Annotated in this window: 10 protein-coding genes and 1 pseudogene; 3 read left to right on the top strand and 8 right to left on the bottom strand. The window is 61.2% G+C overall.

Going from position 1 to position 12,090, the window contains the following annotated elements; all coding sequences use genetic code 11:
- Positions 1-112: 112 nt before the first annotated feature.
- The 5 genes and pseudogenes from ACRXB1_RS18215 to ACRXB1_RS18235 form a co-directional block, all read right to left on the bottom strand.
- Positions 113-259, bottom strand: a pseudogene (locus ACRXB1_RS18215) ((2Fe-2S)-binding protein); the annotation flags it as partial.
- Positions 256-1,071, bottom strand: a complete 816-nt coding sequence (locus ACRXB1_RS18220; protein ID WP_449492775.1) for an FAD binding domain-containing protein — start codon at positions 1,069-1,071, stop codon at positions 256-258. The pseudogene ACRXB1_RS18215 and the gene ACRXB1_RS18220, both read right to left, overlap by 4 nt.
- Positions 1,068-4,130 carry a xanthine dehydrogenase family protein molybdopterin-binding subunit gene (locus ACRXB1_RS18225; protein WP_449492776.1) on the bottom strand — a complete coding sequence of 1,021 codons (3,063 nt, stop codon included), beginning with the start codon at positions 4,128-4,130 and terminating at the stop codon, positions 1,068-1,070. Before ACRXB1_RS18225 ends, ACRXB1_RS18220 begins: the two co-directional genes overlap by 4 nt.
- Entirely contained in the window at positions 4,127-4,750 is a 624-nt protein-coding gene (locus tag ACRXB1_RS18230) for a UbiX family flavin prenyltransferase (RefSeq protein WP_449492777.1), read from the bottom strand. Before ACRXB1_RS18230 ends, ACRXB1_RS18225 begins: the two co-directional genes overlap by 4 nt.
- Complete coding sequence (locus ACRXB1_RS18235) at positions 4,747-6,231, bottom strand: UbiD family decarboxylase (RefSeq protein WP_449492778.1); 1,485 nt, start codon at positions 6,229-6,231, stop codon at positions 4,747-4,749. Before ACRXB1_RS18235 ends, ACRXB1_RS18230 begins: the two co-directional genes overlap by 4 nt.
- 248 nt (positions 6,232-6,479) lie before the next feature.
- Here ACRXB1_RS18235 and ACRXB1_RS18240 point away from each other — a divergent pair, with 248 nt between their 5' ends.
- A complete protein-coding gene (locus ACRXB1_RS18240; protein WP_062003286.1) occupies positions 6,480-7,394 on the top strand; it encodes a LysR family transcriptional regulator in 915 nt (304 codons plus the stop codon).
- A 17-nt stretch (positions 7,395-7,411) separates the two neighbouring features.
- Here ACRXB1_RS18240 and ACRXB1_RS18245 read toward each other — a convergent pair whose 3' ends face one another.
- Positions 7,412-7,807, bottom strand: coding sequence for a VOC family protein (locus ACRXB1_RS18245; protein WP_449492779.1), 396 nt, complete (start codon positions 7,805-7,807; stop codon positions 7,412-7,414).
- Positions 7,808-7,999: 192 nt separating this feature from the next.
- Here ACRXB1_RS18245 and ACRXB1_RS18250 point away from each other — a divergent pair, with 192 nt between their 5' ends.
- Positions 8,000-8,440, top strand: a complete 441-nt coding sequence (locus ACRXB1_RS18250; RefSeq protein WP_449492780.1) for a DUF6232 family protein — start codon at positions 8,000-8,002, stop codon at positions 8,438-8,440.
- Positions 8,441-8,546: 106 nt separating this feature from the next.
- Complete coding sequence (locus tag ACRXB1_RS18255; RefSeq protein ID WP_449492781.1) at positions 8,547-8,903, top strand: hypothetical protein; 357 nt, start codon at positions 8,547-8,549, stop codon at positions 8,901-8,903.
- A gap of 5 nt (positions 8,904-8,908) precedes the next feature.
- Here ACRXB1_RS18255 and ACRXB1_RS18260 read toward each other — a convergent pair whose 3' ends face one another.
- Positions 8,909-11,365 (bottom strand): glycogen/starch/alpha-glucan phosphorylase, encoded by a 2,457-nt coding sequence (locus tag ACRXB1_RS18260; protein WP_062171460.1) that lies wholly within the window; start codon positions 11,363-11,365, stop codon positions 8,909-8,911.
- Between the two features lie 255 nt (positions 11,366-11,620).
- On the bottom strand, positions 11,621-12,090 hold a 470-nt coding region (locus tag ACRXB1_RS18265; RefSeq protein WP_449492782.1), incomplete at its 5' end, for a phosphohydrolase.

The raw sequence follows: 12,090 nt of genomic DNA on the forward strand, positions 1-12,090 counted from the left end.
TAAATCTCGTTGAGCAGGAATTGCGACAGCGGCATGGCGCGATCGACCTGTTCACCAAAACCGTCCGTACCGAACTCGCGCACGTAGCTGTCCGGATCGTGCTCTTTTGCTGCGTTCCGGTTGCGCCCAGTTCGTGCCGCACGAAGTCCGACAGCAAGTCGCGCGACTCGCAATATCCGCTGCGTTCACGTCCGTTTAACGTCAGCGTGATCTTCCGACGCTCGCCGCGATCCAGCCTGACCGATAACGTGTTGCTCACTTCGCCTCCTCAATGACGCGCCATCCAAGTTGCCGCACAAGATGGCGTCTGTATGTTGCGCTGACGTGCGCGTCGTCCTGCGCGTTCAGCTCCCAGCTCAGGTCGTTCAGGGCGCCGCGCAAGTCGTCGCCTTGCAGACGGGGCCACTGTTCGACCACGGGTCTGTCTGCAACGCCGCCAACCGCGATGCGGATGGCGGTGTCGGTCACGACCGTGGCGCAGCCGACCATCGCAAAGTCGCCGTGCCGTACAGAGAATTCCTCGAAGCCGTATCGTTCGCCGGGTTTCTTCAGCGGGAAGCGCACGGCTTCGAGGAGCTCATCGGGTTCGCGTGCGGTCATCAACATGCCTTGGAAGAAGTCTTCCGCCTTGAGCGTGCGTTTGCGCTTCTTCGAACGCAGCATCACATCGCCGCCCAGCAGAGACAGCACGAGCGGCAACTCCGCACTGGGATCGGCGTGCGCGATCGAGCCGCAAACCGTGCCGCGGTTGCGGATCTGAAAGTGAGAGATGTTCGGAAAAGCGAGTGCGAGCAGCGGCACTTCATCACGCAAGGATGCGCGCCATTCCACGCTGCCTTGCGTTGCTGCCGCACCCACGACCAGATGGTTCTTCTCGATGCGCACCGCTTCCAGATCGGCCGTACGCGAGATGTCGATCAACACGCGCGGTTGCGCAAGCCGCATGTTGAGCACCGCCATGAGTGACTGGCCGCCGGCGAGGATGCGCGCGTCTTCGCCTGATTGCGCGAGGGCGTCGAGCGCATCGTGCGTGTTCGCGGCGCGCAGATAATCGAATGGTGCGGGTTTCATGAACGCCTCCCGAACCGGCCGAGGAAGCGGCCAAGCCACGACCCGCCATTCGACTTCACGGGCTTGCCTGCGGCCTGACGTCCCAGCGATTCGAACAGTTGCCGCAACACGACCTTTGCCGCGCCTTCGAGCATGCGGCCACCGACCGCCGCGACCTTCCCTGAGACCTGCGCCTCGTAGTCGTACGTCAGGCGCGTGCCATTATCGATAGGCGTCAGCTCGACCAGACCGTTACCGCGCGCGCTGCCGAGCGATGACATGCCCGCACCGGCAAGCCGCAAACGATGCGGCGGATCGAGATCCGACAGCCCGATCTCCGCTTCGAAGCGCGCCTTGATCATGCCGACGCCAACCGTCACATCCGCGCGATACATGTTTTCGCCCTTCGCCTCGAGCGCATGACAACCGGGGATGACCTTCGCGAGCGCAACCGGATCGAGCAGCACCGCGAAGATCGCTTCAGGCGATGCCGGCAGATCCACGCTGCCTTGCGCGGTCAGCGCCTTGCCGCCCGGCAGCACTGGCGTCTTTTGCTGCGCTTCGCGGAACTCGGGCCGGGACGGTTCCGGGTCATCGATACCGATCAGCCCCATCACTTTCGATGGCGTCAGCGGCAAGCGAATGTCATCGACGCCAAGTGCATCGGCAACCGCATTGGCCACGCATGGCGGCGTGCTCATGTTGTTGCCTTCGCCCAGACCCTTCGCGCCGAGCGGCGTGAATGGCGACGGTGTTTCCATATGGAGGATGATCGGATCGGGCACTTCACACGTGGTCGGCATCAGGTAGTCCGCGAGCGTGCCCGACTGAAAACTGCCGTCGGACCCGTAGCGGAACTCTTCCATCAACGCCGCGCCGAGTCCTTGCGCGAAAGCGCCGCGAATCTGGCCGTCGGCGAGTGCGGGGTTCAGCAGCTTGCCTGCATCGTGCGTGGTCACATAACGGTCGATACGCACGCGCCCCGTGGCGCGATCCACTTCCACGCCGCACATGTCGAATGCAAAACCGTAAGCCGCCGACGTATTGATGCGGTCCTGTTCATCCGGCGCATCCATGTTCGGCGGAGTCCAGAAAACAGTTTCGCGCAAGCCCGGTTCTTCGCCCGCAGGCAGTAACGCAGGCGCCCAGTGAGGCGCATTGCTCGCCACGCGCCCGAAGGGCATGGCGTGGTCTTCGTCGCCGTCCCGATAGACCCGTCCGCCTTCGAAACGGATGTCCTCAGGCTTGCATTCGAGCTGCGACGAGACGATACGCGCGAGCTTGTCGCGCACCTTGACGGCCGCGAGATGCACCGTGCCCGCGACCGCGCCTGCAAAACGGCTCGAATAATTTCCGGCTGCAACCGACCATGCATCCTTGTGGGTATCGAACTCCACGTTCACCACGATCTCATGGGGCGACAGACCGAGCGCATCGGCTACAACTTGCGCGCAAACGGTCATGTGTCCCTGCCCCGCCGGCGTGGACGCGATCGTCACGACCACGCCGCCCAGCAAGTCGACGCTGACCGTTGCGCTCGCAATCGCGCCGCTCTTGGGACCGGCTTTCTTGCGTGCATCAGCGGGCATCACGGTCGTGATGTAACCCATGTTCGATACAGAAGGCTCGACGATCGCCGCAAAGCCGATGCCGTACAGACGGCCCTCCCGGCGCGCGCTATCGCGGCGGGTTTTCAACTCCTCATAACCGCCTTCGGCAATCGAGCGTCTCAACGCTTCCTGGTAGTTGCCCGAATCGAGCAAGGCGCCCGCAGCGGCGCGATACGGGAAGGCGTTGGCCGGCACGAAATTTCGGCGATACACATCGAGCACGTCGAGCTTCAATTCAATGGCAATGCGCTGCATCAGCCGCTCGAGCGCGAAGTAGACCTGCGGTCCGCCAAAGCCGCGCACGAGGCCCGTAGGCGTCTTGTTCGTCAATACGACCCGGTTGCGCACGAGCAGGTTGGGAACGTCGTAGGCACCCGTCAAGCACCCATGCATCCGATAAAACGTGGCAGGTTCCGGCGCACGCAGATACCCGCCGCAGTCCTCGACCTGATCGTAATCGAGCGCGGTGATGCGGCCATCGGCTTCGACGGCGGCTTCGAGCGTTGTGAACCGTGCGGTAGCCGATGTCGCCGCGCTCAGATGTTCGAGCCGGTCCTCGACATACTTCACCGGCGCGTTCGCCTTGCGCGATGCGAGACACATCAGCACCACATACGGAAACACGGCTTGCTTGACCCCGAAGCTGCCGCCCGAGTCACGCGGCGCCTTGTGACGCAGCCGGTTGGCCGGCACGTTCAGCGCAAGCGCCATGACGGCATGCAGCGAGAACGGACCCATGAAATTCGACGTGACGTCGTAGCCTTCGTCGCCAGAAAGAAACTCGGCGATGACCACGCCGCATTCGATCGGCGCACAGGTATTGCGCGGATAATGCGCGTCGATCTTCACGCGATGCGGCGCATTGCTGAACGCAGCCTCAGGCTCGCCGTAACGAAAACTGCGATCACTGATTACGTTGGTCTGCACACTCGGATGCAGCACGCAGGCATCGTCCTTCAACGCGCCTTCAATCGATGTCACCGGATCGAGCGTGCGATATTCGACCTTGATCAGATCGAGCGCGTCCTCGGCAAGCGCCCGCGACTCGGCCATCACGACTGCAACCGGTTCACCCACGTAGCGCACGCGATCCATCGCGAGCGACCATTGCTCCATCTTCGATTTCACGCCGACCACGAACGGCCGCGACCACGCGCGGAGGTCATCGCGCGTCAGCACCGCACGCACGCCTTCGGCTGTCACAGCGTTGCTCGTATCCAGCGAAACCAGCTCGGCATGCGCGTGCGGCGCGCGAAGAATCGCCGCGTGCAACGTGCCTGGCTTGATGCCGATGTCATCGCCATACCGGCCCCGGCCCGTGAGAATCGCAGGATCCTCGAAGCGTTCCACCGACTGGCCGACATGACGTTTCGGGCGCGCATCGGGCGATGCGTTCGTTGCGGGCGCCTCGACGACGTCAGACGCGTGCGCGTTGATTGCGGCAAAGCCGGCCTGATCACGCTGGTTCATTCGTCGGCTCCAGCATCACCGCGCGCGCTGAATTCATCGGCAAGACCGCTCCAGCGTTTTTCGATCTCTCGATGCTCGATACCGAATAAATCCAGGATGCGCCCGACGGTATGGCTCACCACGTCATCGATAGTCTGCGGATGCGCGTAGAACGCCGGCACGGGCGGCATGACGATCGCGCCCATTTCCGTCGCAAGCGTCATGTTGCGCAGATGCGCGAGATTCAACGGTGTTTCGCGGGCGACGAGCACCAGCCGGCGGCGCTCCTTGAGCATCACGTCAGCCGCGCGCGTGAGGAGATTGTCGGAGAAACCGTTTGCCACGGCGGCGAGCGTTTTCATGGAACATGGCGCGATCACCATACCGCTCGTGACGAACGAACCGCTTGCAACCGATGCCCCCACGTCGCGGACGTTGTGAACTACATCAGCGAGCGTATCGAGATCAGTGCGCCCGACGCCGAGCTCCTGCGCCGCCGTCACTGCGCCCGATGCCGACACGATCAGATGCGTTTCATGCGTGCCGATACGGCGCAGCGCTTCGAGCAGCCGCACGCCGATCATCGCGCCGCTTGCGCCAGAGATGCCGACGACAATACGCTGGGGCGTTTGCGCGTTCATCGCGATTGACTCAGGTAGGTATCGAATCCGGTGTTGTCGGCGGCGACGAGTGTTTTCAGATCGACCGCATCGTGACCCGGAATACGCACGCGGGTGAACACATGGCCCGCATAAACGACCGGACGCGTGGCGTCGAGTCCCATCTTCGTGCTGATGCCCTGAAGGTGAGATGGCACGTCATCGGGTTGGCCCACGGTCGTCGACGGGTCCAGCGGCGATCCTTGTGCGCCGGAAATCAGCACGAGGTCGCGATCTGCCTGAAAGCGCGTCGCAATCGCCCATTCGATTTCCGAAGCATCGTGAATATCGACATCCGTATCCACCACCACCACTTGCTTGATGTCGTAATGCGCGCCGAACGCGCACAGGATCACGTTCTTCGCCTCGCCTTCCCGCTTCTTCGCAAACTGCACCCAGAGGTGATAACGGCATACGCCGCCCACTGAAAGATGCACATCGGTCACGCCAGGATGACTGCGCTGAAGATGCGACAACAGCGTCGCTTCGCGCGGGATTGCGCCGAGCAGCAAATGCTCCATCTCGGCTGGAACGATCGTGTGATAGATCGGATTTCTGCGATGCGTTACCGCCGTCACCTCGATCACTTCGCGTGCTTCCTGCGCGCTGTAGTACTTGGGGAACTCACCGAACGGTCCTTCGGCTTCACGTACATTCGGCAGGATGCGTCCCTCGATCACGATCTCCGCAAAAGCCGGCACGCGGACATCGTTGGTGACGCATTTCACGACCGGCAACGGCGCGCCATGCAATGCGCCGGCAATTTCGAGTTCGTCGAAGTCGATGGGCGATATGGCTTGCGATGCAAGCATCGTCAGCGGATCGACGCCGATCGCGACGGCCACATCGAGCGCGTCGCCCGCCGCTTCCGCCTCTTTCTGGAATGCATGCAAATGACGCGGCAACAGCAGGATCGCCATGCGCTCGCGTGCGTGAACCTGGATCCGGTTGATCGACACGTTCTGCACGCCCGTGCGCGGATTGCGCGCGATGACCAGACCCGCGGTAATGTAAGGACCGTTGTCGTGTTCACTGTGCGTGGGAATGGGCAGCAGCGCATGCAGGTCGATCCCGTCGGTATGTACGACCTGCTGGCAAGCGGCCTCACGGGAAGCAACTTCGCTCCACGGCAACGGGTTGTCGGCGGCATCGCGGAAACGTTTCAACAGGTCTTTCTCGGCCACGCCCATGGCTTCCGCAATCCATGCGCGCTTCGACATGAAACCACTGACCACGGGGATTGCGTGATCGCCGGGAGCAAGGAACACCGCCGCCTGCTTGCCGTCGAGGCGCTTTGCGATTGCCGCAAGTTCGTGTTTCAGCGATACATGCTTGTCGATCGTCGCCACGCGTGCGGTGGCGGAAAGATGCGCGAGCCAGCCACGCAGCGACAATGCATCGAACGGTTTATTGCCCGGTGCAATGCTTGCGCTGCCGTGCTCTGCGGCTTCATGGTGGTCCATCTCGTCTCCTCGTTGCTGATCTGAAGAGTAACGAGATCGCGATATAACTTCTAATACTGTTTTTTGATGCAGTCGATCATTCGCGGTGATATCCGTGTTTGCCCCAATGCGGTCAATCCATGGTTGGGATAACACTCAGTTGCGCCCTTGAAGCGATCATCACGTACGATGGTTCTGATAAACCCAGGCACTCTCATTAGACTTACTGATGGCCCGAGACATGGGACCAATGCCACCGAGCCGCCGACATGGACCTGAAGCAGATTCAATATTTCATCGCTTTGTTCGAGGACGGCTCGGTCACGCGTGCGGCCAAGCGGTTGAATATCGTGCAACCGGCGCTGAGCATGCAGATCGCGAAGCTCGAAGACGAACTGCATCAGCAACTCTTCGAGCGCGGCGCCCACGGCATGGCGCCGACCGCTGCCGGACGCCTCATGTACCGACTGTTCCTGCCCATCGTTCGTGACCTCGCCCACGCGCGCCAACAACTCGTGCAGCGCGACGAAGTGGTGACCGGGCATGTGTCGATCGGGCTGATTGCATCGGTGACGGAGAGCGTGCTGGCCGATTCACTCTCGCGTTTTCACGCGCGCTATCCGCATGTGGAAGTGACCGTGGCCGACGGTTACACCGCGACGTTCATCGACTGGGTGTCGGGCGGGCAGCTCGATGCCGCGCTCATCAACAAGCCGCGCGCGCGGCTTTCGCTCGACTCGCAGCCGCTGCTGGATGAAGAGATGGTGCTCGTGACGAGCGCCGTGCACGGGCCCGACTTGCCGCATGCAATCGAACTCGCGCAGTTGCCCGATCTGGAACTGGTGTTGCCAACGAAGCGCCACGGTCTGCGGGGTGTGCTCGATACCGCCGCCCAGCACGAGGACGTGCTGCTTGCGCCGCGCTTCGAGATCGATGTGCTCAGCACCATCGTGAAGCTGGTGGAGAGCACGCGCTTCGCGACGATCCTGCCGCGCATCGTGGTGGAACGCGCGGTCCGGCAGGGCACGTTGCGCGCCTATCCGATCCTTGCGCCGCGCATCGTGCGGCACATCGTGCGGATCAGCCATCCGCGACGTCCGCTGAGCGCGGCGGCCGAAGCGCTGATCGCGACCATCGCCGATGAATTGCGGCTCGTGTCCAGTGAATCGGCAATCCACGCATAAAGCCGCTGCTTCAAGGCCTACCCATCCGATTCGAGCACGGAAAGTACGTTTCCCGCCGGATCCCTGAACCAGGCAATGACCGGACCGCCCGACGCCCGGCATATGCCTTTGGCATCGGTTTTCAGGCGCGGCGTGTCGTAGTGTTCGAAGCGCACGCCGCGTGCGGTCAGGTCATCGACCGTGCGCTCCACATCCGCGACTGGGAAGTTGAGGATCGTATATGTCGCGGCTACGTGGTCGGGCTTTGGGTAAATCAGCACATGATTGCCGCCCGCCAGATGCAACTCGAGAACGTCCATGGAGCCGGTTGTGACATCGAGTCCGAGCGTCTCGCCGTAGAACTTCTTGGCAGCATCGAGGTCCGGCACCGCAAAGCCGCTGAAGGCGTGGCTTTCTTTCAATAGCGTAGTCATGGGTTGTCTCCAATGAGGGTCCCACTTGAACGACGAATGCCGACGGTCAGAATCGACAGCGAACGCAAATGTGAGCGTTTCGACATGTAACCACGCCCATACGCCCAAAGCCCACGGTGCGACGATGGGTGAGACGTCAAAGCGCCGCCGGTCTGTTAATCTGCGCCTTTATTTTGCTGAAGACTTACCCACATGCAACACGATCTGCCCTTCAATGAAAGAGGAATCACGTTTGCCCGCGCGGGCTTGAGCGCTGCGGGACAGCTTTTTCCGTTGCGCGATCTGCGCGGCGCGACCGTAAAAATGATTCCGCGGCAAAAACCGTTGCCTATCGCTGTGAGTGTTATCGGCGTGATCGTTGCAGCGATCGGCGGCGTGCTGGGTTCGGGTCCGGCGCTGGTGCTCGGCATCATGATCGCGGTGGTCGGCTATCTGTCGTGGATCACGCAGGACGTGATCTATCGCATGTACGTGACGGTACCGGACGGCGAGCGTGAAGTGTTCACGACGAAAGACGAGGAGTTTGCACAACGCGTTGCAACGCTCGTGCGTGAAGCAGTCGCCGCTCGGACGGCGGCTCAGGCGGATACTCAGGTACCGGCAACAACACCACCGGTTCAGGAAGGGCTTTAATACTTTCTTTACGCGGACAAGGCCGATCGATGCCCCGCGTTAATGCGCCGCTCGCTAAAGTGGTGATGTTCCCACCACCGCCCGTCGCGAGACGGCGCAACATCCGATGCTTCAGGCAAGCGTTGTTAAAGCAAGCGTTGTTCAGGCAAGCGCTCCTTCGCCGGTCCGTACTTCCCTCTCGGTAGCCCAGTCGATTGCACGGGCCACACGCAAGCTCCATACGGTAGTCGCTTTCGACGTCACCCTGCCGGGTCTCGACTCCAGCGAATCGCGCCGTGTATTGCAAAGGGCGCTCGGCGGCGAAGCACGCATGCAAGTCGTGGCGACGGATCGTCGTCACGACTGCCTTACGTTGCATGTGGAAGTGCCGTCACCTTCGCTCGCCGACGTGATCGGCATTGTCATTTCGCGCTTTGAACAGGCGACGCTGGGTCGTGCTACGACCTACAGCCTGCGGCGCTAGAGACCCTACGTCGACACCTGCAGCGGCTCCACGTGCCAGATGTGCTTCGCATATTCGGCAATCGTGCGATCCGACGAGAAGATGCCCATGCCGGCGACGTTCTCGATCGCGCTTCGCGTCCACGCATCTTTGTCGAGGAACTTGGCATCGACCTCTGCTTGCGTGCGATCGAAGCTGTCGAAATCGGCGAGCACCATGTAGTGATCGCCCCAGTCGACGAGCGTGTGGAAGATGTCGTAGAACCGGTGCGGCTGGTCCGGCGAAAAGTGCCCGAGCCGGATCTGGTCGAGCGCCATCTTCAGTTCGGGATTCTCTTCGTAAATCTGGCGCGGCCGATACCCGGTCGCACGCAATGCATCGATCTCCTCGGTCGAATGCCCGAAGATGAACATGTTTTCGCGGCCAACGGCATCGCAGATCTCGATGTTCGCACCATCAAGCGTGCCGATGGTCAGCGCCCCGTTCAATGCGAGCTTCATGTTGCCGGTCCCTGAAGCTTCCGTGCCGGCCATCGAAATTTGCTGCGACAAGTCCGCGGCCGGAATGATCAGCTCGGCAACGCTCACCCCATAGTTCGGAATGAAACCTACCTTCAACCGGTCGCCGACAAGCGGATCGTTGTTGACCATCTCGGCTACGTCGTTGATCAGCTTGATGATGGTTTTCGCCATCTTGTACGCCGATGCCGCCTTGCCAGCAAACATCACCACACGCGGCGTCCACGCCTTCTCCGGCGCCTCGCGAATCCGGTTGTAGCGCACGATCACATGCAGGATATTCAGCAGTTGCCGCTTGTATTCGTGAATGCGTTTGACCTGCAAATCGAAGAGCGCATTCGGGTCGATGATCGCGCCCGTTTCCAGCTTCGCACGCGCGGCGAGCTTCACCTTGTTGGCAAGCTTGGCTTCGTGAAAAGCCGACCTGAATTCGGGGTCGTCGCGCCATTCGCGCAAACGTGCGAGCTCGAACAAGTCGGTACGCCAGCGCGGTCCAAGCCGTTCATCGATGAGAGAAGACAGCTTCGGACTCGCTTGCGACAGCCATCGGCGCGGCGTGATGCCATTCGTCACATTCGTGAAGCGATCAGGATACATGCGCGCGAAATCCGCAAAGATATTCTGCGTCATCAGTTGCGAATGCAGCTTCGACACGCCGTTGACCGTGTGACTTGCGACGATCGCCAGATGCGCCATGCGCACGCGGCGCTGGCCGTATTCGTCCACAAGCGAAATGCGGCGGATCAGGTCCACGTCGCGGCCGAACTTCTCGCCCACTTGCTTGAGAAAATCCGCGTTGATGTCGAAGATGATTTCGAGGTGACGCGGCAACAGGCGCGACAGCATTTCCACGTCCCACGTTTCCAGCGCCTCGGGCATCAGCGTGTGGTTCGTGTACGAGAACATCTGCTGGATGAGCTTCCACGCCTTGTCCCACGGGACATGATGCGTGTCCACCAGCAGCCGCATCAGCTCGGGAATGGCGAGCACCGGATGCGTGTCGTTCAGGTGAACCGCGACCTTCTCCGCAAGCCGCCCGAAATGCGTGTGCGTGCGTTGGTACCGGCGGATCAGATCCTGCATGGTCGCCGATACAAAAAAGTACTCCTGACGCAGGCGCAGTTCTCGGCCGGCCTGCGTGGAGTCGTCGGGGTAGAGCAGCCGCGACACGTGTTCAGAGGTATTTTTTGCTTCAACGGAACGGCGGTAATCGCCCTGATTGAACGCCGAAAGATCGAATTCGTCCGTGGCGCGCGCCGACCACAGGCGCAGCGTGTTGGTCGCGGTCGTGGCAAAACCCGGAATCACGGTGTCGTACGCCATGGCGTTCACGTGTTCCGTATCGATCCATTCGGTGCGGTCTTCATGACGAACGGTGCGACCGCCGAAGTGAATCACGTAGTTCACTTCCGGGCGCGGAAACTCCCAGGGGTTGCCGGCGCGCAGCCAGTAATCGGGCGTTTCGACCTGATTGCCGTCCACGATGGTCTGCTTGAACATGCCGTATTCGTAGCGGATTCCGTAGCCAAAGCCGGGAATGCCAACCGTCGCCATGGAATCGAGGAAGCAGGCGGCGAGACGGCCAAGGCCGCCGTTGCCGAGCGCGGCATCAGGCTCGAGGTTCTCAAGCGCGTTGATATCCACGCCCAGGCCGTTGAGCGCTTCCCGGACTTCCTCGTGAATGCCCAGCGCGAGCAACGCGTTGGTAAAGGTCCTGCCGATCAGGAATTCCATCGACAAGTAATAAACCCGCTTCACGTCCTGCTCGTATTGCTGGCGCGTGGTTTTCATCCAGCGGGCGACCAGCCGGTCGCGGACCGCCAGTTCCACCGCATGCAGCCAATCACGTGGCTGGGCGGTAACGGCATCTTTACCGACGCCGTACATGAGACGGTTTGAAATGGAGCGCCGCAGCGCATCGACGGTGCTATTGAGTTGTTCGAACTCCAGGTCGACGGATGTCATCGAACTCTCCAGAAAGCAGTAACGCACAAAGCCCTGGGGCACATGGCCTGGACCGGCCACACCCAAGCGGGACGGGCCGCGCGAACAGGCAGATTACGCTATTTTTATTTTTTTGGTAATGCCTGTGCGCCTTTCCGGGGCAGGCGTGGAATATGCGCGACAGCCCCCGGGCGTTCAATTTCCTGTCGTATTTCCGTCATTCGCGGACGAGATGTAGCGACTTTTACGTGCCTGGTTTTAGTTCGTTTTCCTTAATTAGATGTCTGCCTGGGTCGTGGCACCATGCTGTACGGAAAGCCTTTCGATTAGCTGAATGTAGTGGTCGAGCGGGGGCGTATCGCGTTCCGGCTGCTTTGCGAGATCATCCCAGCGCCGCAAGGAAAGCGCATCTTGTGCGAAGGGTTTGCGCAGGAACGCTTCAGCTTCCGGTTCGCTGAAAACACCGCCCTGCAGCTTCAGGCTGCGTACCGAGTCGGCCGAGAGCTTTGAGAAATAATCCGCATCAATCGCGCACAAACAGCGTTTCGCATCCACATGAAGGCGGATGGGTTCAAGCACGGCGTCACTGAAAAGCGGCCGCAGAAACGGCAGTGCGAAATATTGGTGCAGGTCGTCGATACCCCGCGCGGTCGGCGTCTCGCCTTGCAGGTTCAGCAAGTGGCCCAGATCGTGCAGGAACGCCGCGCCGACGAGTGCATCTTCCGCGCCCGCGCCTTCGGCCAGCA

Source organism: Caballeronia sp. M23-90 (assembly GCF_053574605.1).

Bases quoted from the DNA above. Each gene is read 5' to 3' on its own strand.
- ACRXB1_RS18245 (WP_449492779.1), bottom strand. From the start codon at position 7,807: ATGACTACGCTATTGAAAGAAAGCCACGCCTTCAGCGGCTTTGCGGTG.
- ACRXB1_RS18230 (WP_449492777.1), bottom strand. From the start codon at position 4,750: ATGAACGCGCAAACGCCCCAGCGTATTGTCGTCGGCATCTCTGGCGCA.
- ACRXB1_RS18250 (WP_449492780.1), top strand. From the start codon at position 8,000: ATGCAACACGATCTGCCCTTCAATGAAAGAGGAATCACGTTTGCCCGC.
- ACRXB1_RS18235 (WP_449492778.1), bottom strand. From the start codon at position 6,231: ATGGACCACCATGAAGCCGCAGAGCACGGCAGCGCAAGCATTGCACCG.
- ACRXB1_RS18255 (WP_449492781.1), top strand. From the start codon at position 8,547: ATGCTTCAGGCAAGCGTTGTTAAAGCAAGCGTTGTTCAGGCAAGCGCT.
- ACRXB1_RS18260 (WP_062171460.1), bottom strand. From the start codon at position 11,365: ATGACATCCGTCGACCTGGAGTTCGAACAACTCAATAGCACCGTCGAT.
- ACRXB1_RS18240 (WP_062003286.1), top strand. From the start codon at position 6,480: ATGGACCTGAAGCAGATTCAATATTTCATCGCTTTGTTCGAGGACGGC.
- ACRXB1_RS18225 (WP_449492776.1), bottom strand. From the start codon at position 4,130: ATGAACCAGCGTGATCAGGCCGGCTTTGCCGCAATCAACGCGCACGCG.
- ACRXB1_RS18220 (WP_449492775.1), bottom strand. From the start codon at position 1,071: ATGAAACCCGCACCATTCGATTATCTGCGCGCCGCGAACACGCACGAT.